Source organism: Pseudomonas sp. NY15372 (assembly GCF_048068215.1).
Lineage (GTDB): Bacteria > Pseudomonadota > Gammaproteobacteria > Pseudomonadales > Pseudomonadaceae > Aquipseudomonas > Aquipseudomonas guariconensis_A.
Genome location: NZ_JBLUPY010000004.1, coordinates 209,664 through 232,322, shown reverse-complemented (window position 1 = coordinate 232,322; position 22,659 = coordinate 209,664). Strand labels below are relative to the sequence as shown.

The following is a 22,659-nucleotide window of genomic DNA, read 5'->3' as shown; positions in this document are numbered from 1 at the left end:
ATACTGGATACGATCAACCGGCTTAGTCGCATAACCTGAACCGCCGTGTACGGAACCGTACGCACGGTGGTGTGAGAGGACGGCGGGTCAGAGCCCGCCTCCTACTCGATGTCTGCTGGGCTGTTGGGGCTGCTATGCAGCCCTTTCGCGGCACAAGGCCGCTCCACAGGGATCGGCGTCTGTAGGAGCGACCTTAAAGGGACGCAGCGCGCTTCCAGGGCAAAAAAAAGGGGCGCTGACCAAAGCGCCCCATAAGCCGTGTAGCACACAACGAATCCGGCTTCAGTCCAACAAGGCCATCGCCTCGGCGCTGCACGCCTGGATCCGCGCCCAGTCGCCATTCTTGACCCAGCTGCTGTCGAGCATCCAGGTGCCGCCCACGCACATCACATTGGGCAGCGCCATGTAGCTGCGTACATTGCCTGGGTTGACGCCACCGGTAGGGCAGAAACGGATATCGCCGAACGGGCCGCCAAAGGCCTTGATCGCCGCCACGCCGCCACTGATCTCCGCTGGGAACAGCTTGAAGCGACGGTAGCCCAGGGCGTAGCCCATCATGATTTCCGACGGCGTGCTGATGCCCGGCAGCAGCGGGATATCGCTTTGCACGCCAGCCTCGAGGATGTCCGGGGTGATGCCTGGGGTGACGACGAACTGCGCACCGGCCGCTTCCACCGCGGCGAACATCTCGCGATCGAGCACCGTGCCAGCACCGACACACAGCTCCGGACGCTGCTCACGCAGCACACGGATGGCTTTGAGGCCATGCTCGGAGCGCAAGGTCACCTCCAGGGTGCGGATGCCGCCGGCAGCCAGGGCATCGGCCAGGGGCAGGATGTCGTCCTCACGGGCGATGGTGATCACCGGCAGGATGCGCGCCTGTTCGCAGATCGCGTCGATCCTCGCGGCTTTTTCAGCCATCGAGAGCAAAGGCTGTGGTCGTTCAAGGGTGGTCATGACAGTGGATCCTTGGCTCATGGGCACCAGTAGATGTCCAGGGGGTCGTGAAGAAAAGCGCGAATCGGCATTTCAGTAAGGTTTTCGCCCGCCGAGGCGGCGCGCAGGGTAGCGAGCTTGCCCTCGCCCTGCACCGCCAATGCGGTGAAGGCGGCCTTGGCCAGCAAGGCGCGGGTCATGCTCAGGCGCTGGCGCGGTACGTTCGGGGCCAGCATCGGCAGGCAGCGGCGCCGACTGGCCAAGTCCAGGCCTTCATGCAGGTTGGGGCTGGCCGGGAACAGCGAGGCCGTGTGGCCGTCATCGCCCATGCCCAGCACCAGCACGTCGATCGCAGGCAACCCGGCCAGCGCCTGGTCGGCCTGCTCGGCCGCGGCCTCGAGGTTCTCGGCATTGCGGTACAGCCCGAGGAAACGTGCCTTGGCCGCCGCGCCTTTGAACAGGTGGCGGTTCAACAGGCCGGCATTGCTGTCGGCATGCTCGACCGGCACCCAGCGTTCATCGGCCAGGCTGACCGTGACTTTGGTCCAGTCCAGCGTTTCGGTGGCCAGCTTCTCGAGAAACGGTACCGGGCTGCGCCCGCCCGACAGCACCACGCAGGCCTGCCCCTTGCTGACGATGGCCTGGTGCAGCCGCTCGGCCACGTCCCGGGCCAGCGAGGCCGCCAATGTGTTGGAATCCGCCAGCTGATGCACCTTCACGGTCGCCGGCAATTGCAGGTCAGATATCGCCATACCAAGCCCTCCCATCGCGAGTGATCAGCGCGATCGAACTCATCGGCCCCCAGGAACCGGCCGCGTAGGGCTTGGGGGCATCCCCGGCGTTCTTCCAGCCGGCGATCAGTTGGTCGCACCATGTCCAGGCGTATTCGATTTCATCCTTGCGCACGAACAGGTTCTGGTTGCCACGCATCACTTCCAGCAGCAGCCGCTCGTAGGCGTCCGGGATGCGCGCACTGCGCCAGGTATCGGAAAAATTCAGCTGCAAGGGCCCGCTGCGCAGCTGCATGCCCTTGTCCAGGCCTTGCTCCTTGGTCATCACCCGCAAGGAAATACCTTCGTCCGGCTGCAGGCGGATGATCAGTTTGTTACCGATCTGCAAACGCTGTTCGGGGGCGAAGATGTAGTGCGGCGTCTCCTTGAAGTGGATGACGATCTGCGACAGCTTCTGCGGCATGCGCTTGCCGGTGCGCAGGTAGAACGGCACGCCGGACCAGCGCCAGTTGCGGATGTCGGCGCGCAGGGCGACGAAGGTTTCGGTGTCGCTCTGGGCATTGGCGTTGTCTTCCTCCAGGTAACCCGGCACCGGCTTGCCGTCGCTGTAGCCGGCGATGTACTGGCCGCGCACCACGCGGGTGGCCAGGGCCTCGCCGGTGATCGGCGCCAGGGCCTTGAGCACCTTGACCTTCTCGTCGCGGATGCTGTCGGCGGACAGGTCGCTTGGCGGGTCCATGGCGATCAGGCACAGCAGCTGCAACAGGTGGTTCTGGATCATGTCGCGCAGTTGCCCGGCCTTGTCGAAATAACCCCAGCGGCCTTCGATGCCGACCTTCTCGGCCACGGTGATTTCCACGTGGGAGATGGAGTTCTGGTTCCACTGGGTTTCGAACAGGCTGTTGGCAAAGCGCAGGGCGATCAGGTTCTGTACCGTTTCCTTGCCCAGGTAATGGTCGATGCGGTAGACACGGTTCTCCGGGAAGAAACGCGCCACCGCATCGTTGACCCGGCGGGAAGACTCCAGGTCGTGACCGATGGGCTTCTCCAGCACCACCCGGGTGCGTTCGGCAAGGCCGGCCTTGTCCAGGTTCTCGCAGATGGCCCCATACACGGCCGCAGGCGTTGCGAAATAGGCGATCAGCGGCAGGTCCGCCGCCACCTGCCCGGCCAGGTCCTGGTAGCCCTCGGCCTGGAGGAAGTCCAGGCGCAGGTAGCTCAAGCGGCCAAGGAAGCGCCCCAGCACGCCGGGCTCGATATCGGCATCGGGCACGAAGCGGCGCAGGTGGGCCTCGATGGTCGCCAGGTGCTGCTCGCCCTCTCCCGCTTCGCGAGCCAGTGCCAGCAGGCGGGAATCGGGGTGCAGCAAGCCAGCCCGGTCGAGCTGGTAGAGCGCGGGGAACAGCTTGCGCAGCGCCAGGTCGCCCAGGGCGCCAAACAGGGCAAAGGTGCAAGGTTCTACACTGATCGCAGCCATGATGTTGGTTCTTTCCTAAAGTTGGCCTAGGAATATCGCTTTCAAACGCAGTTTTCAAGGGATAATGTAGTAAAAACTACAACATTACCGACAAATGCCACAGACAAGTGGTGCGACACGGGCACCGACAGTACGATAGACACCGTGCAAACGGCCCGCTGCTCCATCAGCCGGCTGTCTTCCCGACCCAAGGACATACCATGGACCGCGTGCGAAACCTCCTGGAACAGATCCAGGGACGCCTCGACGAGCTGAACAAGGCCGAACGCAAAGTCGCCGAAGTCATCCTGCTCAACCCGCAACAAGCCACCCGCTTCAGCATCGCCGCCCTGGCCCAGGCCGCCAAGGTCAGCGAGCCGACGGTCAACCGCTTCTGCCGCTCCTTCGGCGTCAGCGGCTACCCCGAGCTCAAGCTGCAATTGGCCCAGAGCCTGGCCAGCGGCGCCGCCTACGTCAGCCGCGCGGTGGAAGCCGACGATGATCCGGCAGCCTATACCCAGAAGATCTTCGGCAGCGCCATCGCCTCGCTGGACAGCGCCTGCCAACAGCTCGACCCGCAACAGGTCAGCCGTGCCGTGGACATGATGATCCAGGCCCGGCAGATCCACTTCTTCGGCCTGGGCGCCTCGGCCCCGGTGGCCCTCGACGCCCAGCACAAGTTCTTCCGCTTCAACCTGGCCGTGTCGGCCCATGCCGACGTGCTGATGCAACGCATGCTGGCCTCGGTGGCCCACACCGGCGACCTGTTCGTGATCATCTCCTACACCGGGCGCACCCGCGAACTGGTCGAAGTGGCGCGCGTCGCCCGCGAAAACGGCGCCTCGGTGCTCGGCCTGACCGCCGCCGGCTCGCCCCTGGCCAAGGCTTGCAGCCTCAGCCTGCACATCCCGCTGCCGGAAGACACCGACATCTATATGCCGATGACGTCGCGGATCATCCAGCTCACCGTGCTCGATGTACTGGCCACCGGCATGACCTTGCGTCGCGGCGTGGACTTCCAGCCGCACCTGCGCAAGATCAAGGAAAGCCTCAACGCCAGCCGCTACCCCGTCGAGGACGACGAACTCAGCTGAGCCGGTGCGCCTGCAGGCTCAGGTGAGCCTGCTGCCCGGGCGCCAGGCTCAGGCCCTCGCCGCTGCCGCTGGCCGCTTCGACACAGACGAAGCGCTGGCACTCACGCCCGCTGACCCCCACTAACGGCCGCCGCCCCGGGTGCCAGACCACGGTATCGTCGCTGTCGCCGGTATCGATGCACAGTTCGCGCTGCCAGGCCGGGTCCTGCAATTGCACCCGAGGCGTGCCTGGGTAGACCTTCTGGCACCCGCCCTTGAGCTTCAACGCGCCATCTTCGCGGCAGGCCTGGCGGTTCAGGCGGTCATAACCTTCGATGTCCTCGAGCCCGGACAGCGCTATCTGCGCAACGTCACTGATTCGCCAATAGGCCAGCAGCGCATGGCTCAGCTGGCATGGCTCGCTGTCCTGGTGCTCGGTGGTCAGGCTCAGCTCCATGCGCCGGCCCAGTCGAGCATGCAGGTCGACCTGCCAATCGCACAGCTGCAGGCGCCACTTGAGGGTCACGCCCTCCTCGTCCTCCTGGCTGTCCATCAGCTTCCAATCGAGCAACCGCGCCCAGCCATGGGCCGGCCACAGGTCCTCGCTCGGGTGACGCCCGTACCACGGCCAGCACACCGGCACACCACCGCGAATGGCCCCCACCTGCGGCCACTGTTCGGCGCACCACAGCCAGGGCCGCTCGCCCGCTGGTTGGAAGTGCAGGAGTTGCGCGCCCTGGCGACTGAAAACCGCCTGGCAACGGGGGTGGTCGATGATCAGTACATCGCGCTGCTGGTAACGCTCCCATTCGAACGTCGGCCGAGGCCTCTGCGCGCAAAAGAAGCGATGTAGCGGATGTTCAGGCATGGTTCCAAGCTCTTGTTGTTTGAGACAGCGCTATCTCGGCTCAGGCCTCGTTTCCACCGCAGACCAGTGGAAACGAGGAAGCCGGAAATGGATGGCGTAAATTTACAACAATTTTTCTCAGAATGACGACTGAATCTTCAAACCCGCGACCAGCGCGTTATCCACATCGTCCACCCCGCCCGGGCTCTTGATGTATTGCAGGTTGGGCCGCACGGTCAGCCAGTTGGTGACATGGAAGCCGTAGTAGAGCTCGGCGTTGTACTCGGTGCGCTGCAGCGGCACGAAGGCTGGGTTGTCGTAGTCGTCGATGCCACTGGCGGCGTTGAGCTGCTCGGCACGCTTCTTCACGTCGTCGTTGACGTGGATGCGGGCGATGCCCAAGCCAATGTCATCCTTGGGTCGGGCATCGAAGGGGCCTTTGTAGACCATGCCGACCTGCTGGTAGTTGTCGATGACGTTGGTGGCCTTGTCATGCACCGTGAAGTTGGCGAACAGGCTCAGGCCCCGATTGACGTCGCCGCCGTGGGCGGTCACCTGCTGCTGGGCAACGACCCACCAGCCATGCTTGCTGGAGTGGGACTTGAAGTCGTTGCCGGTGATGCCCTGTGGCTGGCCATTGACGTCCTCGTAGATATCGTCGGCATTGGCGGTGCTGTAGTAGTAGCCCAGGCGGTACTCGCCCGGCAGGCCGTTGACCTTGGGCGACCAGACCATCTCCACCGGCAGGATGGCGCCCTTGGTGCCACTGCCGCTGAGCTTGAAGCCGTTACCGGTCTCCAGGTTCGAGGGGTTCTGCTCGAAGGCGCCCACCTGCACGAAGAACTCCGGGTTGATGTTGTACTTGACCCGCAGCGCCCACTGGCTGACCGGCCAGTTGTACCAGATGCCGCCTACCCAGTTGCCTACCTGGGAGCCGCAGAACGCCAGGTTCTGGAAGTCGCAGGGGAAGCTGTTGAAGTCCTCACCTTCACCGAAGCGGCCGAATTTCACGTCCAAGGCGCCGTCGAAATACTTCTGCTTGATCCACATCTGGGTCAGGCGCCAGGTCTGGCCACGGCCCCAGACTTCCTGCACCGAGCTGAGGTGGCCGGCCCGCGGGTCGCCGATGCGGTCGTTGGACAGGTTGCGACCGCTACGCTCGGTGATCGCCAGCTTGAACTCGGCGTCATGCCAGCCGAGGATCTTCTGCAGGTCCAGGTGCGCCCCGAGGGCGAACTGATCGCTGTAGCGTGCGGTCTTGTCGTCGTTGTAGCCGCCGTGCAGGTTGCCGGCCACTTCGCCGACATAATCGAGGGTGAAGTCGTAGCCTTTTTCCAGCAGTTCGGTGCGCGTCCCGCCCCAGTCGCCGGTCATCCATTTCGAGTCCGCCGAGAAGGCCTCGGCTGCCTGTGCCCCATTGCTGCCGACGATGGCCAGCATGGCCAGCGACCCCAGCGTCCTGATGCGTTTGCGATGATCCATCCCTTGTTCCTCACTCTTCTTGTTATTGATGGTGTAGACGATTCAGCGACTCTTGAAGCGCGCCACGTTGCCCGTGACCCCGGATACCGGTTCGGCAAGGCCCAGGCGTTCGCCGCTTTGCGCGTCGAACAGCAGTACCCGGGCCGGGTCGAATTGCAGGTTCAGGTTGTCACCGACCCGGCAGGCAACATCCGGCGCCAGCCGACAGCAGACCTTGGCCTGGTTGAGGGTGACGAAAACCAGCAGGTCCGGCCCGGTGGGCTCGGTCACCTGCACTTGGGCGCGGATGCCAGGCAGGCCATTGCCCTCTCCCACGCCGATCTGCTCCGGACGGATGCCCAGGACCACTTCGCGCCCCTCCCATGCGTCCATCCGCCCCAGGGGCAACTCACAGCGCGCCTGGCCGCTGTCGAGCAGGGCCAGCAGGCGCCCTTCCTGTTTCGTCAAACGAGCCGGGATGAAGTTCATTGGCGGTGAGCCGATGAAGCTGGCGACGAACTGGTTGGCCGGGTCGTTGTAGATCTGCTGGGGCGTGCCGAACTGCTGGATGACGCCATCTTTCATCACCGCCACCTTGTCACCCAGGGTCATGGCCTCGATCTGGTCGTGGGTGACATATACGGTGGTGGTTTTCAGGCGCTGGTGCATCAACTTGATTTCGGTGCGCATCTCCACCCGCAGCTTGGCGTCCAGGTTCGACAGCGGCTCGTCGAACAAGTAAATTTTCGGCCGCCGCGCCAGGGCCCGGCCCATGGCCACCCGCTGTTGCTGGCCGCCGGAGAGCTGCCCGGGCTTACGGCCGAGCAGGTGTTCGATCTGCAGCAGTTTGGCGACCCGCGCCACCTCCTCGTCGATGGCCGCCTGGGGCATCTTGCGGATCTTCAGGCCAAAGGCGATGTTGTCGCGCACGTTCATGGTCGGGTACAGCGCATAGGACTGGAACACCATGGCGATGTCCCGGTCCTTGGGGCTCATGCCGCTGATGTCGGCGCCATCGACCAGAATCTCGCCACCACTGATGTCCTCGAGCCCGGCGATGCAATTCATCAGGGTCGACTTGCCGCAGCCGGACGGGCCCACCAGGATCAGGAACTCACCCGACTCGATACCCAGGTCGATGGCCTTGAGGGTATCGGCCAGGCCGCTGCCGTAGCGCTTGTTGACGTTGCGAAGTTCGAGCCGTGCCATATGTCACCCCTTGACCGCGCCGGCGGTCAGCCCGCGCAGGAAATATTTGCCGGCCAGCACATAGACCAGCAGGGTCGGAAGCCCCGCGATCATCGCCGCCGCCATGTCGACGTTGTATTCCTTGACCCCGGTGCTGGTGTTGACCAGGTTGTTCAGGGCCACCGTGATGGGCTGGGCGTCGCCGCTGGCGAACACCACGCCGAAGAGGAAATCGTTCCAGATCTGGGTGAACTGCCAGATCAGGCAGACCATGATGATCGGCACCGACATCGGCAGCAGGATGCGCCCGAAGATCGTGAAGAAGCCCGCACCGTCCAGCCGCGCCGCCTGCACCAAGGCCTCGGGCACGCTGCAGTAGTAGTTGCGAAAGAACAGCGTGGTGAAGGCCAGGCCATAGACGATGTGCATCAGCACCAGGCCCGCGGTGGTACTGGCCAGGCCCAGCTTGCCCAGGGTGAACGAGGCTGGCAGCAGCACGGTCTGGAACGGCAGGAAGCACCCGAACAGCAACAGGCCGAAGAACAGCTGCGACCCTCGGAAGCGCCACATCGACAGCACATAGCCGTTGAGCGCGCCGATCAGCGTGGAAAGCACCACCGCCGGCACGGTGATCTTCACCGAGTTCCAGAAGTAGCCGCCCACGGTGTCCCAGGCCTTGATCCAGCCGATGCCGGTGACCACCTCCGGCCAGCTGAGCAAGTTGCCGGCACGGATGTCCTCGGGTGTTTTGAAGCTGGTGAGCAACATCACCACCAGCGGGACCAGGTACAGCGCACAGGCAGCCAGCAGGGTGGCGTGAATGGCCAGGCGGCTGGGGGCGAACCAACGGGGGCTAGTCATGGCGCTTGTTCCTCAGTTCCGAATACAGGTAGGGCACCAGGATCGCCAGGATGGCGCCAAGCATGAGGATCGCGCTGGCCGACCCCATGCCCATCTGCCCGCGGCTGAAGGTGAAGTTGTACATGAACATCGCCGGCAGGTCGGAGGCATAGCCAGGGCCACCTGCGGTCATGGCGGCGACCAGGTCGAAACTCTTGATGGCGATGTGAGCGAGGATCATCAGGGCACTGAAGAACACCGGCCGCAGGCTGGGCAACACGATGCGCAAATAGATCCTCGGCAGGCTCGCGCCGTCGACCTGGGCAGCCCGCACGATGGACGGGTCGACCCCGCGAAGGCCCGCCAGGAACAGCGCCATGACGAACCCGGAAGCCTGCCACACCGCGGCGATCACCAGGCAGTACACGACCCGCTCGGGATCCACCAGCCAGTCGAAGCGAAAGCCCTCCCAGCCCCAGTCACGCAGCAGCTTGTCCAGGCCCAGGCCGGGGTTGAGCAACCATTTCCAGGCCGTGCCGGTGACGATCATCGACAGCGCCATGGGGTAAAGGTAGATAGTGCGGATGAACCCCTCGCGGCGGATGCGCTGATCTAGCAGCACTGCGAGCAGTACCCCGACCAGCAGGCTGATGCCGATGAACAGCCCACCGAACACCAGCAGGTTCTTGCTGGCAACCCACCAGCGGTCGTTGTCGAGCAGCTTGAGGTACTGGCTCAGCCCAGCCCACTTGTAGCTGGGCATGAAGCTTGAGTTAGTGAAGGACAGGACGAAGGTCCAGAGGATGTAGCCGTAGAAGCCCACCAGGACGATCAGCATGCTGGGCGCCAGCACCAGTTTCGGGAGCCAGCGCTGCAAGGCGTCCAGGGGTGAGGCCCGCAGGGTTGCGGTTGCTGTGTTCATGAGTGATACCGAGTCAATGGCGGCGCTGGGCACCGCATCGCGGGGCAAGCCCGCACCCACAGAGTGAGCGCTGCCCACAGGTCATGCGGCACCTGTGGGCGTAGGCTCGTTACTGGGCCGCCTTGATCGCCGCGCCCAACTGCTTGGCCGCCTTGGCCGGGTCGGCCTTGGGGTCGTTGAGGAAGTTGGTGACCACATCGAAGATGGCCCCTTGCACGGCCAGCGACGAGGCCATGTTGTGCGCCATGCTCGGCTGCAGGCCATCGCCCTGCTCGGCTTGCTGGAAGTCCTTCTGCGACTGCTGGGTGCAGGCATCGAACTGGCTCATGTCCATGCCCTGGCGCACCGGCAGCGAGCCCTTGGCCTGGTTGAAGGCAGTTTGGAAGGCCGGCTCCAGGGCGACCTTGGCCAGGTCGTTCTGGGCCTTGATGTCGTTGTCGTCCTTGAGCTTGAACATCGCCAGGGAGTCGATGTTGTAGGTGAAGCTGCCTTGGGTGCCGGGGAATGGCACGCACTGGTAGTCCTTGCCAGCCACCTTGTGTGCGGCGGTCCATTCGCTCTTGGCCCAGTCGCCCATGATCTGCATGCCGGCCTTGCCATTGATGACCTCGGCGGCGGCGATGTTCCAGTCACGCCCGGCGCGGTTGGCGTCCATGTAGGTCCCCAGGCGCTGCAGGACCTTGAAGGCCTGGACCATTTGGTCGCCGGTCAGGGTGCCTTGGTCCAGCTCGACGAAGGCTTTGTGGTAACCCTGCGGCCCCAGGACCGCCAGCACCAGGTTCTCGAACACAGTACTGTCCTGCCAAGGCTGACCACCATGGGCCAAGGGCTGGAAACCTGCGGCCTTGAGCTTGTCCGCGGCGGCGAACAGTTCGTCCAGGGTGGTGGGCACCTTGGCCCCGGCCTTCTCGAACACCTGCGGGTTGACCCACAGCCAGTTGACCCGATGGATGTTCACCGGCACGGCCACGTAGTGATCGTCGTATTTCCAGATGGGGGTGAGCTTGGCCGGCAGCAGTTGGTCCCACTGATTGGCCTGGGCCACGTCATCGAGCTCGGTGAGCAGGCCCAACGCGCCCCATTCCTGGATGTCCGGGCCTTTGATCTGCGCGGCGGCGGGCGGGTTGCCGGCCACGGCACGGCTCTTGAGCACGGTCATGGCAGCGGCACCGCCACCGCCGGCCACGGCGTTGTCCTTCCAGGTGAAGCCGTCCTTCTCGACTTGTTGCTTGAGGGTGTTCACGGCAGCGGCCTCGCCACCAGAAGTCCACCAGTGCAGGACTTCGACGGTGCCGTTGCTGGCGGCGGATGCATGAAGCGGCATGAGCGAAGCGAGGGAAACGACAGCGGCGAGACGAGTGATCGCATTCATCGTGGGAAACCTTTCTTGTTGTTATGCATAGGCAAGTCATGGGTACTTGCGCTTGCATCCGAGTCTAACCAGACGCCCATGCCGGGCAGGTAACGAAGGGATGCGCAAATGTCACCGACTCGTGACATTCGGCTGTTCAATCAGCGCTGCGCGGCAGGCTCAAGGTCACCCGCAACCCACCCTGGCGCAGGTTCAGCAGGCTCACCTCCCCGCCATGGCTATGGGCGATATTGCGCGCGATACCGAGCCCCAGGCCGTAGCCCTGCTGCTGCCCGGCCAGACGAAAATGCGGCTCGAACACCTGCTCCAGACGCTGCTCGGGAACACCAGGCCCTTGGTCGTCCACCTGCAGGACGAAGCCGGTGGCGCTATCCAGAATGCGCAGGTGCGCCCGCTCCCCGTATTTGATGGCGTTGTCGATCAGGTTGCCGATGCAGCGGCGCAAGGCCAGGGGCTTGCCCGGGTACGGCGCCAGGGCACGGCCCTCGAGGGTGATGCGGCCATCGCCCAGGTAGGGCTCGGCGAGCATCTCAAGCACCTGGTTGAGGTCGATGGGCTCGATGTTCTCGTGGATGTCGGTGTCCTTCACGCATTGCAGGGCACCCTTGACCAACAGCTCCAGCTCGTCGAGGTCACGGCTGAACTTGGCCTGCATCCGCTCGTCCTCGAGCAGCTCGACGCGCAGGCGCAGGCGTGTGATGGGCGTGCGCAGATCATGGGACACGGCACTGAACAGCTGCGCACGTTCGGTCAGGTAGCGGCTGATACGCTCGCGCATGCTGTTGAACGCTCGCCCCACCTCGACCACTTCGCTGCCGCCCCCCTCGACCACCGGGGCCACGTCGGCCCCCAGGGACATCTCCCGCGCCGCCCGGGCCAGGCGCTTGAGCGGGCGGCTCTGCCAATGCACCAGCAAGCCGATGAACAACAGCAACAAGGCGGTGGTCAGGGCGATGAAGCCGATCTGCTGGCGTGGCAGCCGTTCGGCCTCGAGGCTGGTGTAGGGCTCGGGCAGCAACGAGGCGATGTACAGCCACTCGCCTTCGCCCAGGCGGATCTGCGTCACCAGCACCGGCGGGTTCAGCGGCTCCAGGGTCAGCGAGTAGTGCGCCCATGAGCGCGGCAGTTCGTCGAGCTTCAAGCCGCTGTTGAAGATACGCAGCTCCTGTGGGCTGACGAATTCCACCGAAATTTCCATCTGCTGGCCCAGGCGCTCGTGCAACACCTGCTCGAACACCTCGATCACCGCTCGCTTGCGTGGGGTGATCGGCAGCATGGGCATGTCCAGGGGTTTGTCGTTGAGCGAGACGAAGAAACGCGTGCCGCCCATGCTGCGCAGCTGGTCCAGCACCATGGGCCGGTAGGCCACCGGCAACGAACGAAAATAGCTGACGCTGGCGCTCATCGAATGCGCCAGGCTACGGGCGCTGGCCTGCAGGCCCTGGAGCTGGCTGGCGCGCAACTGGGAAACCCAGATCAGGCTCGACAGCCCTTGGGCCAGCAACACCACCAGCAGGGTAAGCAGCAGCATGCGCCCCAGCAACGAGCGCGGCAGCAAGCGCCAGCGTCGCTCAGCAGGCCGGGTAGACATGGGCTGCCAGCAGGTAGCCACTGCCGCGCACGGTGCGTATCAGCCGAGGCGGCTTGTCGGTGTCACGCAGGCGCTGGCGCAGGCGGCTGACCGCCATGTCGACGATGCGGTCCAGCGGCATAGGCTCGCGCCCACGGGTGGCGTTGCCGATGGTGTCGCGGTCGAGGATCTGCTGCGGGTGGTCGAGAAACAGCTTGAGCAGGGCGAAGTCGGCCCCGGAGAGAATCACCTCCTCGCCATCGCGGTGGAACAGCCGGTGGCTGATGGTGTCCAGGCGCCAGTCATCGAAGGTCAGTACGGCCTGGCTGGGCACCGCCTGACCGAACTCGGCGCGGCGCAGCAGGGCCTTGATCCGCGCCTGCAATTCGCGCGGGCTGAACGGCTTGCCCAGGTAGTCGTCGGCGCCCAGCTCGAGGCCAATGACCCGGTCGGCCTCGTCGGAGCTGGCGGTCAGCATGATGATCGGTACCCGTGCCAGGCGAGGATGCTGGCGCACCCAGCGGCACAGGCTGAAACCGTCTTCGTCAGGCAGCATCACGTCGAGGATCACCAGGTCGCAGGGCTCGCGCTCCAGCGCTTGGCGAAAGCCCTGGCCGTCGGCCTCGGCATGCACCTGGAACCCGGAGCGACTCAGGTAGGTTTGCAACAGCTCGCGAATTTCCTGGTCGTCGTCGACCATCAGGATCGATTTGCCGGTGGTGGTCACTGAACCTTCCTCTGAACAGTGGAAACGGGGCTGCCTGGCAGCCCATCGCGGGACAAGCCCGCTCCTACAGGGACAGCATCGCGCCTGATTCGTGGGGGCTTGCTCCGCGATCGGGCTGACCTTGGCTCAATGATCCAACGCCTGCTGCAACGCGACGCCTGCCCCCAGCAACCCGGAAAACTCCGCCGTCACCAGCCACACCGGCACTCCGTCGAAATACCCGCTCATGCAGCCCTTGTCGGCAAAGCTCTCGGCAAAGCCGCTGCGCAGGAACAACTCGGCAAAACGCGGGATCACGCCGCCGACAATATAGACGCCGCCCCGGGCACCGAGGGTCAGGACATTGTTACCAGCGACTCGCCCAAGGAAGCGGCAGAACTGCTCGACCACCGCCAGCGCCCGGGGTTCGCCGCCTAGGGCGGCATCGGTGATCTGCGCCGGGGTCTTGTGTCTGGGTGTGTCCCCATCGAGTGCGCACATGGCCTGGTACAGGCGCACCAGACCACCGCCACTGAGCACCGTTTCGGCGCTGACATGGCCGATTTGCCCGTGGATCTGCTGGTGGATCGCGGCCTCGCGTGCGTTGCCCACCGGCAGGTCGACATGCCCGCCCTCCCCCGGCAAGGCCAGCCAGTGCTGGTTGTCCAGGCGCAACAGGCTACCCACGCCCAGCCCGGTACCGGGGCCGATGACCAGGGCCGGCCGAGCGGGGTCGGCCGTGCCCGCGCAGACCTGGCGATATTCGCCGTCCTGCAGGCGTGTCATGCCCAGGGCCATGGCGCTGAAATCATTGATCAACAGCAGGCGCTCGACCTGCAGGGCCCGGCAAAAGGCACTGCGGCTCAGGCGCCAGTGGTTGTTGGTGAAGCGGAACTCGTCGCCGCTGACCGGCCCCGCCACCGCCAGGCATACGGCGGCCAGGCCACCGCGGGGAATACCTTGCCCGGCGAGGTAGGCCTCAATGGCCTGCTCGGGGTTGGTGTAGTCGGCGGTCGCCAGGACCTGCACGGCCTGCAGCTGGTTGTCGTGCCACAGGCCGAAGCGCGCGTTGGTGCCACCGATGTCGCCAACCAGCAAAGCCTTCATTTGAGCTGCTCCAACGCCGAGGTGAAGGCGCTGGCGCCCTGCTCGGCCGAGCTGAACGCCACACGCATGAAGCCGAACAGCTCGCGCCCCATGCCCAGGTCGTTGCCCTGGGGGGCCGTGGGCAGGTCGCGGGTTGCCAGCTCTTCGGCCGACACCATGATCTGCAGCGTGCCTTCGACACCGTCGACCCGCACGATATCACCATCGCGCACCCGCGCCAGCGGGCCGCCGTCATAGGCCTCCGGGCAGACGTGGATCGCGGCCGGGATCTTGCCTGAAGCGCCGGACATCCGCCCGTCGGTCACCAGTGCGACCTTGTAGCCGCGGTCCTGCAGCACGCCCAGGAATGGGGTCAGCTTGTGCAGCTCGGGCATGCCGTTGCAACGCGGGCCCTGGAACCGCACCACCGCGACGAAGTCACGCTCCAGCTCGCCGGCCTTGAAGGCATCGGCCAACGATTGCTGGTCATGGAATACCCGCGCCGGCGCTTCCACCACCTGATGCTCGGGCGCCACGGCAGACACCTTCATGACGCCCCGGCCAAGGTTGCCGTTCATCACCCGCAGGCCACCTTCGGCCGAGAACGGCCGCGCCACCGGGCGCAGGATGCTCTCGTCCAGGCTCTGGCGTGGGCCTTCACGCCAGACCAGCTTGCCTTCTTCCAGGAACGGCTCCTGGGTGTAGCGGCGCAGGCCGTGGCCAGCCACCGTATTGACGTCTTCGTGCAGGAGCCCGGCGTCGAGCAGTTCGCGAATGAGGAAGGCCATGCCACCGGCGGCCTGGAAGTGGTTGATGTCGGCCTTGCCGTTGGGGTAGACGTGGGACAGGGTCGGCACCACCTCGGACAGGTCCGCCATGTCCTGCCAGGTCAGCTGGATACCCGCAGCCTGAGCGATGGCCGGGATGTGCAGGGTATGGTTGGTGGAGCCCCCGGTGGAATGCAGGGCGACAATGGCGTTGACCAGGGCCTTTTCATCGACGATCTCGCCCAGTGGCATGAAGCTGCCGCTGGCCTTGGTCATGCGCGTGACCTGCTGCGCCGCTTCGGCGGTCAGGGCATCGCGCAGCGGGGTATAGGGGTTGACGAACGAAGCACCCGGTAGATGCAGGCCCATCACTTCCATCACCAGCTGGTTGGTGTTGGCCGTACCGTAGAAGGTACAGGTACCCGGGCTGTGGTAGGACTTCATCTCCGACTCCAGCAGCTCCTCGCGGCTGGCCTTGCCCTCGGCGTAGCGCTGGCGCACGTCAGCCTTTTCCTTGTTGGAGATGCCCGACGGCATCGGCCCACCTGGCACGAAGATGGTCGGCAGGTGGCCAAAGCGCAGGGCGCCCATCATCAGGCCGGGGACGATCTTGTCGCAGATACCCAGCATCAACGCCGCATCGAACATGTTGTGCGACAGCGCGATGGCCGTGGACAGGGCGATCACCTCACGACTGGCGATGGCCAGCTCCATGCCCGGCTCGCCCTGGGTGACGCCGTCGCACATGGCCGGCACACCACCCGCGAACTGGCCGACCGAACCGATCTCACGCAGGGCCTGTTTGATCTGCTCCGGGAAGTGCTGGTACGGCTGGTGGGCCGAGAGCATGTCGTTGTACGCCGAGACGATGGCCACGTTGGCGGCGTTCATCATCCGCAGGCTTTGCTTGTCCTGGGCGCCGCAGCCGGCCACGCCATGGGCGAAGTTCGCACACTGCAGGCTGGCACGCATGGGGCCATCGCTGGCCGCGCCGCGAATCAGCTCCAGGTAGCGTTCACGGGTGGCACGGCTGCGTTCGACCAACCGTTCGGTGACCTCAAGGATGCGCGGATGCATGTACTGGACTCCAGGCTAACTGTGGGGGTGGCGTCTTCGGGCATTTCCCCTCCAAACGATTGCGGCCTAGGCTCAAGGTAAGGGGGCCTGACGCGATCACGGGGTGGTCTGCCCGACCACTCGTTGTAGGTTTAACAAAATACTGCCATCAAAAAGGCTTGTTTTCTATCCTGCGAGGAATAATCTTGTAATTCCAATAACAAAACCGTTTCAGTGAAGTCACCTTTTTTGCCACGGCTTCACCCGGACCGCCAGAGGTAATGCCATGACCCTTCGCATCGCGATCAATGGATTTGGCCGCATCGGACGCAACGTCCTGCGCGCACTCTATACCCAAGGCTACCGCCAGGACCTGCAGGTCGTCGCCATCAATGACCTGGGCGATAGCACGATGAACGCCCATCTGCTCAAGTACGACAGCGTGCACGGCACGTTCGAAGCCAGTGTGGAGGCCGACCAGGAGAGCCTGACGGTCAACGGCGACCGCATCTCGGTCAGCGCCATCCGCAACCCGGCGGAGCTGCCGTGGAAGGCCGAGGGCGTGGATGTGGTGTTCGAATGCACCGGCCTGTTCACCGACCGCGCCAAGGCCGCCGCCCACCTGGCCGCCGGGGCGCGCAAGGTGATCGTCTCGGCACCGGCCAAGGGCGCCGATGCCACGGTGGTCTACGGGGTCAACCATGACATGCTGAAGGCTTCGCACCAGATCATCTCCAACGCCTCCTGCACCACCAACTGCCTGGCGCCGATCGCCCAGGTGCTGCACCGCGAGTTCGGCATCGAGCAAGGTTTGATGACCACCATCCACGCCTATACCAACGACCAGGTGCTCACCGACGTCTACCACAGCGACCCTTACCGGGCGCGTTCGGCCACCCAGTCGATGATCCCGAGCAAGACCGGCGCCGCCGAGGCCGTAGGCCTGGTACTGCCGGAGCTCGCCGGCAAGCTCACCGGCATGGCCGTGCGGGTGCCGGTGATCAATGTGTCGCTGGTGGACCTGACCGTCAACCTCAAGCGCGACGTCAGTGCCGAGCAGGTCAACCAGCTGTTCCTCGAGGCCAGCCGGCACTCCCGGATACTGGGCTACAACGCCTTGCCGCTGGTCTCGTGCGACTTCAACCATAACCCGCTGTCGTCGATCTTCGATGCCAACCATACCCGGGCCAACGGGCGGATGCTCAAGGTACTGGCCTGGTACGACAACGAATGGGGCTTCTCCAACCGCATGCTGGATAACTGCCTGGCGTTGTGCAACGCCCGCTGATCGCGGTATTGAGCTGCACTGTCGCGCAGCGAACACATGGCGACTGTGGGGGCTGCGATTGGGCCGAGCCTGATATCGCGTCGCCTGGCAAGGGCTTCGCCCTTGATCGCGGGGCAAGCCCGCTCCTACAGATTGCTAGCCGGGCCTGTGGGAGCGGGCTTGTCCCGCGATTGGGCCGGGCCTGATATCACCGCCGCCTGGCAATGTGATTACAGATTGGACTTGACCAACAGAGCGGATGATAAGCATTATCATTCGCTTCCTATCGGTCAGGTTTTCCCGTGAGTCAGTCCCGGTTCAACACAGTCTTCGTCACCCAGCGCCTCACGCTGTTGCGTACGCTGCAACGCATGGTGGGCAACCCCAGCACCGCCGAGGATCTGTTGCAGGAAACCTACCTTCGCGTCACCCGCGCCCTGGGCGAGCGGCCGATCGAGCACCTGGAGCCGTTCGTGTTCCAGACCGCGCGCAATCTCGCCCTGGATCACCTGCGCGCCCGCCGTGTACAGGCACGTACCTTGGTCGAGGACGTCCCTGACGACATCCTGCACAACGTCGCCGCCCCCACCACCAGCAACGAGGATGCCGCCCATGCCGAGCAGTTGCTCGAGCGCTTGAGCGTCAGCCTCGGCCAATTGACACCGCGCCAGCAACGCATCTTCATCCTCAGTCGCCTGCACGGCGCCAGCTACCTGGAAATCGCCGAACAATTGAACGTCTCGGCCAGCACGGTACAGAAGGAACTGAAACTGATCATGGCCATTTGCATGGGCGTGGCCGACCGCCTCAAGTGAGCCGACCACTCGCCGGCCGGTCCAGGCAAAGCCCTTGCCTTGCTTCACCGCAGCCTTGATCATTTGCGAAAAGACCTACAGCAAGGATTCTCCGTGACTGACAGCCCTGCCCCTGGCCCGTCGCCTGCCGAGCCTGATGCCCGTGCCCGCGCCATGGACGAAGCGCTGGACTGGCTGGTGCGCCTGCAATGCGCCAGCGAAGAGGACACCCAAGCCTTCGAGGCCTGGCTGGGCGCAGCTGCGGAAAACGCCGAGGCCTATGTCGAAGCCGAGGCCCTGTGGAACGGTGCGCCACTGCGCCAGGCCGCTGCGCAACTGCACCACACCCGGCGCCGTTCCGTGGGCGGTCGCCTGCGCGCCCACTGGAAACCCCTGGCCACCGCCGCCGTGCTGCTGGTCGGGCTGTTCACCTTCGGCAACCTGCCTGTACGCCTACAGGCCGACCATCTGACGGTGGTCGGCGAACGCCAGCGCCTGCAGTTGGGCGATGGCGCCAAGGTGCTGCTCAACACCGACTCGGCCTTCGCCAGCGACCTGCACAATGGCCGCCAGGTCGCCCGCCTGCTCCAGGGCGAAGCCTATTTCCAGGTCCCCGGCGATACCCTTGAGCCTCTGGAAGTCCAGGCCGGCCCCTTGCGGGCGCAGGCGAGCGACACCGATTTCGCCGTTCGTTACCTCGACGGCCAGGCCCAGGTCAGGGTGCAGCGCGGCGATATCGACCTGCAGGCGGCCAGCGATCAACGCATTCGCCTCAGTGCCGGCGACAGCATCAGCGTGGGGGCCCAGGGTTTTGGCACGCGTCAACGTGCCGACCTGCGCAAGGACCTTGCCTGGGTCGATGGCCGCCTGGTGTTCGAAAATTGCCCATTGAGCCAGGTACTGGCCGAAGTCCGCCGCTACTACCCAGGCTGGATCATCAACCGCAACGCAAACCTCGACCACGTCGCGGTGACCGGCAACTACCGCCTCGACCAGCCGCTGGAAACCCTGCGCGCCCTCGCCCACATCACCTCGGCACAGCTGCATGAGTATCCGGCACTGGTGATCCTCAACTGATCTGCTGGTTTTTTTTACGCAATTGCCGCCCTCCGTCCGTCTCGTTATAGCCAATGCGACTGATTCTTGTTCGAAAACGAGAACAGCCATCACCTATAACAGTTCGCGCGTCAGGGAGCGCCTTCGATGTCCACAGGTTCAACTCGCCCATCCAACCCGTCCCGCCGCATGGGGCAATTGTCCCTGCTGACCCTCGCCCTGCTCGCCAGCGGCGCCTGCAGCCTGCCGGCACTGGCCGCGGAACCGACCCAGGCCAGCAGCCCACGCATGGGCGACTACCGCTTCGCCATCGACCAGCAACCCTTGGTCGCCGCAATCAATGCGTTCAGCCAGGTCACTGGCTGGCAGGTCGGCTTCAGCGCCGAGGTGGCCGAGGGCGTTTCGTCGCCAGGCGTGCGGGGCTCGTTGGCACCGGAAGCGGCGCTGCGCCGCCTGCTGCAAGGAACCGGGCTCAAATTCCGCACCATCGGCAATGGCAACGTGGTGCTGGAGCGCCAGATGACGGGCAACGCCATCGCCCTGCAGCAGCTGACGGTCAGTGCCACCCGCAGCGCTCAGGACGTCAGCCAGGTACCGAGCACCGTGACAGTGCAAACCCGCCAACAGCTGGACCGGCAGAACGTCAACAACATCCAGGACATGGTGCGCTACGAGCCCGGCGTATCGGTGGCCGGCACCGGCCAGCGCAGCGGTTTGAATGGTTTCAACATTCGCGGCATCGACCGCGAACGCATCCTGACCCAGGTCGACGGCGTCTCCATCCCGGACAGTTTCTTCTACGGCCCCTACGCGCAAACCCAACGCAACTACGTCGACCCGGAAATCGTCAAGCGCGTGGAAATCCTGCGCGGCCCGGCGTCGGTGCTGTATGGCAGCAACGCGATTGGCGGTGCGGTGAGCTACTTCACCCTCGATCCAGACGACATCATCAAGCCCGGCAAGGACGTCGGTGCCCGCCTGAAGACCGGCTACAGCTCCGCCGATGAAAGCTGGTTGACCTCTGCCACCGTCGCCGGCCGCCAGGGCGACTTCGACGGCCTGCTGCACCTGAGCCAGCGCAACGGCCACGAAACCGAATCCTACGGCGAGCACGGCGGCACCGGCCTGGACCGCACCAAGGCCAACCCGGTGGACGCACGCACCACCAACGTACTGGCCAAGTTGGGCTGGAACTATGCCGATGACGCACGCCTGGGCTTGACCTACGAGCGCTACAAGGACGATCGCGACCAGAACATCCTCAGTGCGGTAGGCGGTCCTTTCATCCCTGGCTGGGGCGCTTCGAACATGTACCGTGCGCGTACCAGTAACGACACCATTACCCGTGAGCGTTTCGGCATCAACCATGAGTTCGGGCTCGATAGTCTGGTGGCCGACCATGTGAAGTGGAGCTTGAACTACCAGGTCGCCAAGACCGATCAGAACACCGAGGAGCTCTATGTGCCCGGGGCGCGTGAAGTCTTGCGCACGCGCAACACGACCTACAAGGATCGCCAGTGGGTCTTCGACGCCCAGCTGGACAAAGCATTCAGCCTGGGTGAAACCGACCACCTGCTGACCTATGGCACGACCCTCAAGCATCAGGAAGTGGCCGGCTCACGCAGTGGTGCCGGCACCTGCCTGGCCGTCGGCAGAGACTGCCCTGCCGAAGGCGCGGACAGCCCGAAGGATGGGCAGGTGCTCGTCAGCGACTTCCCGGATCCGACGGTCAATACCTACAGCCTCTTTGTCCAGGACGAAATCCGCTGGAACGATTGGACCTTCCTCCCCGGTGCACGCTATGACTACACCCGCATGAAGCCGAAGATGACGGACGAATTCCTGCGTGGTCTGGAGAACGGCAGCGGCAGCGCGCAAAACGTCGACGACTCGGCCAAGAAGTGGCATCGCCTGTCGCCCAAGCTGGGTATCACCTACGCCTTCGATGACAACTACACCTGGTATGGCCAGTACGCCGAAGGCTTCCGCACGCCGACGGCCAAGGCCATGTATGGTCGCTTCGAAAACGCCGAGCTGGGCTATAGCGTCCAGGGCAACCCGAACCTGGAGCCTGAAAAGAGCAAGAGCTATGAAACCGGCCTGCGTGGCAACTTCGAGGCGGGTAACTTCGATGTCGCGGTGTTCTACAACAAGTACCGTGATTTCATCGACGAAGACGCGGTCAAGAGCCTGGACCTGCTGCCCACCTACCAGGCCAACAACATCAGGCACGCCACCATCAAGGGTGCCGAGGTCAAGGGCCGCCTGAACCTCGACCACTTCGGCGCGCCGCAGGGCCTGTACACCCAAGGCTCGATCGCCTATGCCCATGGCCGCAACGACGACAGTGGCCAGCCGCTGAACTCGGTCAACCCGCTGACCGGCGTGTTCGGGCTGGGTTACGAGCAGCCGAACTACGGCGGCCTGGTGAGCTGGACCCTGGTCAAGCGCAAGACCCGTGTCGACGACAGCACCTTCTTCGCCCCGGACGGCCAGAGCTCGAAGTTCCGTACGCCAGGCTACGGCGTGCTGGACCTGAGCGGCTTCTACAAGGTGACCGACGACCTCACGGTCAATGCCGGCCTGTACAACCTCACCGACAAGAAGTACTGGCAGTGGGACTCGGTACGCCGCTACGACGGCCAGGGCGAAGCTGCCGTGACCCAGCCGGCCAACCTCGACCGCCTGACAGCACCAGGGCGTAACTTCGCCATCAACCTGGTGTGGGATATCTGATCCGTTCGGCGCAGCGGCCTGGGTGCCTGTGAGATCGAGCGCCGCGCGGGCGGGGCTCGATCTCACCCCCCCCACAGAGGTACGCCCTCCTGCTCGAACAGAATTTTTACGTCCAGCCACTACCTCGTTCGTCTTGTCACTAGAGCCCAATTTCCCAAGGACCTACCATGACCGCCACTTCCCTGCGTTCGCAACGCCTGAACCAGGTCACCCACGCCCCTCACACCGAGCTGGACGCCCTGGTCAAATCGCACAAGCCATTCGACAGCCGCGAAAGCTTCGCCCGCTTCGTGGTTGCCCAGTACCTGTTCCAGTCAGAGCTGCAGGCGCTGTACAACGACCCGAAACTGATCGCCATCTTTCCCGACCTGGCCGCCCGCTGCCGTGCCGAGCAAGCCCGCCTGGACCTGGCCGACCTGGATACCGAGGTGCCCGCCCGGGTACCCGGCGCCCTGCACAACCCGACCCTCGGCCAGGCCTTGGGCTGGATCTTCGTCTCCGAAGGCTCCAAACTGGGCGCCGCGTTCCTGATCAAGCGTGCCGTGGCCCTGGAGCTGTCCGACAGTTTCGGTGCCCGTCACCTGGGCGAGCCGGAAGGTGGCCGCGCCGAAGGCTGGAAGCAGTTCACCCGGATTCTCGATGGCCTTGAGCTGTCGCCCGAGGAAGACGCCGCTGCCGAACGTGGCGCGGTCGCGGCCTTCGAACGTTTCACCGAGCTGCTCAAGCATGCCTATGCCGCCGATGCTGCACTGGCCTGACACGCTTCACCCGGCCGCCTAGGCGGTCGGGCCCTTC

General features: G+C 64.5%; 19 protein-coding genes. 6 read left to right on the top strand and 13 right to left on the bottom strand.

Annotation, left to right across the window (positions count from 1 at the left end):
* Positions 1-282: 282 nt before the first annotated feature.
* The 3 genes from ACNFG0_RS05575 to zwf are packed head-to-tail and all read right to left on the bottom strand — an operon-like array spanning position 283 to position 3,144.
* On the bottom strand, positions 283-957 hold the full coding sequence (locus ACNFG0_RS05575) for a bifunctional 4-hydroxy-2-oxoglutarate aldolase/2-dehydro-3-deoxy-phosphogluconate aldolase (protein WP_196144514.1): 675 nt from the start codon (positions 955-957) through the stop codon (positions 283-285).
* Between the two features lie 17 nt (positions 958-974).
* A complete protein-coding gene (gene pgl, locus ACNFG0_RS05570; protein ID WP_416764203.1) occupies positions 975-1,688 on the bottom strand; it encodes a 6-phosphogluconolactonase in 714 nt (237 codons plus the stop codon).
* Positions 1,675-3,144 carry a glucose-6-phosphate dehydrogenase gene (zwf, locus tag ACNFG0_RS05565; protein WP_196144512.1) on the bottom strand — a complete coding sequence of 490 codons (1,470 nt, stop codon included), beginning with the start codon at positions 3,142-3,144 and terminating at the stop codon, positions 1,675-1,677. The genes pgl and zwf overlap by 14 nt, the downstream gene beginning before the upstream one ends.
* 209 nt (positions 3,145-3,353) lie before the next feature.
* Here zwf and hexR point away from each other — a divergent pair, with 209 nt between their 5' ends.
* Positions 3,354-4,217 (top strand): DNA-binding transcriptional regulator HexR, encoded by an 864-nt coding sequence (gene hexR, locus ACNFG0_RS05560; RefSeq protein WP_224459361.1) that lies wholly within the window; start codon positions 3,354-3,356, stop codon positions 4,215-4,217.
* Here the strand turns inward: hexR and ACNFG0_RS05555 are convergent.
* The 10 genes from ACNFG0_RS05555 to edd form a co-directional block, all read right to left on the bottom strand.
* Positions 4,210-5,064, bottom strand: a complete 855-nt coding sequence (locus tag ACNFG0_RS05555; protein ID WP_196155294.1) for a D-hexose-6-phosphate mutarotase — start codon at positions 5,062-5,064, stop codon at positions 4,210-4,212. The genes hexR and ACNFG0_RS05555 overlap by 8 nt on opposite strands.
* A gap of 117 nt (positions 5,065-5,181) precedes the next feature.
* Positions 5,182-6,483 carry a carbohydrate porin gene (locus ACNFG0_RS05550; protein ID WP_230381265.1) on the bottom strand — a complete coding sequence of 434 codons (1,302 nt, stop codon included), beginning with the start codon at positions 6,481-6,483 and terminating at the stop codon, positions 5,182-5,184.
* A gap of 84 nt (positions 6,484-6,567) precedes the next feature.
* Positions 6,568-7,713: an ABC transporter ATP-binding protein gene (locus ACNFG0_RS05545; protein WP_416764202.1), complete on the bottom strand. Its 1,146-nt coding sequence runs from the start codon at positions 7,711-7,713 to the stop codon at positions 6,568-6,570.
* 3 nt (positions 7,714-7,716) lie between these two features.
* Entirely contained in the window at positions 7,717-8,553 is an 837-nt protein-coding gene (locus ACNFG0_RS05540; RefSeq protein WP_416764200.1) for a carbohydrate ABC transporter permease, read from the bottom strand.
* Complete coding sequence (locus tag ACNFG0_RS05535; RefSeq protein ID WP_416764198.1) at positions 8,546-9,454, bottom strand: carbohydrate ABC transporter permease; 909 nt, start codon at positions 9,452-9,454, stop codon at positions 8,546-8,548. The genes ACNFG0_RS05540 and ACNFG0_RS05535 overlap by 8 nt, the downstream gene beginning before the upstream one ends.
* Before the next feature lie 109 nt (positions 9,455-9,563).
* Positions 9,564-10,826, bottom strand: coding sequence for an ABC transporter substrate-binding protein (locus ACNFG0_RS05530; RefSeq protein ID WP_416764196.1), 1,263 nt, complete (start codon positions 10,824-10,826; stop codon positions 9,564-9,566).
* Positions 10,827-10,962: 136 nt separating this feature from the next.
* On the bottom strand, positions 10,963-12,417 hold the full coding sequence (locus ACNFG0_RS05525) for an ATP-binding protein (protein ID WP_328306378.1): 1,455 nt from the start codon (positions 12,415-12,417) through the stop codon (positions 10,963-10,965).
* Entirely contained in the window at positions 12,398-13,096 is a 699-nt protein-coding gene (gene gltR / locus ACNFG0_RS05520) for a two-component system response regulator GltR (protein ID WP_230386055.1), read from the bottom strand. Before gltR ends, ACNFG0_RS05525 begins: the two co-directional genes overlap by 20 nt.
* 153 nt (positions 13,097-13,249) lie before the next feature.
* Positions 13,250-14,209 carry a glucokinase gene (locus ACNFG0_RS05515; RefSeq protein WP_416764195.1) on the bottom strand — a complete coding sequence of 320 codons (960 nt, stop codon included), beginning with the start codon at positions 14,207-14,209 and terminating at the stop codon, positions 13,250-13,252.
* Positions 14,206-16,032, bottom strand: a complete 1,827-nt coding sequence (gene edd / locus ACNFG0_RS05510) for a phosphogluconate dehydratase (RefSeq protein ID WP_196144502.1) — start codon at positions 16,030-16,032, stop codon at positions 14,206-14,208. Before edd ends, ACNFG0_RS05515 begins: the two co-directional genes overlap by 4 nt.
* Before the next feature lie 265 nt (positions 16,033-16,297).
* On the opposite strand from edd, the gene gap reads away from it, so the two are divergent.
* The 5 genes from gap to ACNFG0_RS05485 all read left to right on the top strand — a co-directional run bounded on the left by gap (position 16,298) and on the right by ACNFG0_RS05485 (position 22,622).
* The gene (gene gap, locus ACNFG0_RS05505; protein WP_416764193.1) at positions 16,298-17,299 is read left to right on the top strand and encodes a type I glyceraldehyde-3-phosphate dehydrogenase; all 1,002 of its coding nucleotides are present in this window, start codon (positions 16,298-16,300) and stop codon (positions 17,297-17,299) included.
* Positions 17,300-17,580: 281 nt separating this feature from the next.
* Positions 17,581-18,093, top strand: a complete 513-nt coding sequence (locus tag ACNFG0_RS05500) for an RNA polymerase sigma factor (RefSeq protein ID WP_196155288.1) — start codon at positions 17,581-17,583, stop codon at positions 18,091-18,093.
* A gap of 93 nt (positions 18,094-18,186) precedes the next feature.
* Positions 18,187-19,149, top strand: a complete 963-nt coding sequence (locus ACNFG0_RS05495; protein ID WP_416764191.1) for a FecR family protein — start codon at positions 18,187-18,189, stop codon at positions 19,147-19,149.
* Between the two features lie 126 nt (positions 19,150-19,275).
* On the top strand, positions 19,276-21,864 hold the full coding sequence (locus tag ACNFG0_RS05490; protein WP_416764190.1) for a TonB-dependent receptor: 2,589 nt from the start codon (positions 19,276-19,278) through the stop codon (positions 21,862-21,864).
* A gap of 167 nt (positions 21,865-22,031) precedes the next feature.
* Positions 22,032-22,622, top strand: a complete 591-nt coding sequence (locus ACNFG0_RS05485) for a biliverdin-producing heme oxygenase (protein WP_196144497.1) — start codon at positions 22,032-22,034, stop codon at positions 22,620-22,622.
* Positions 22,623-22,659: the final 37 nt, after the last annotated feature.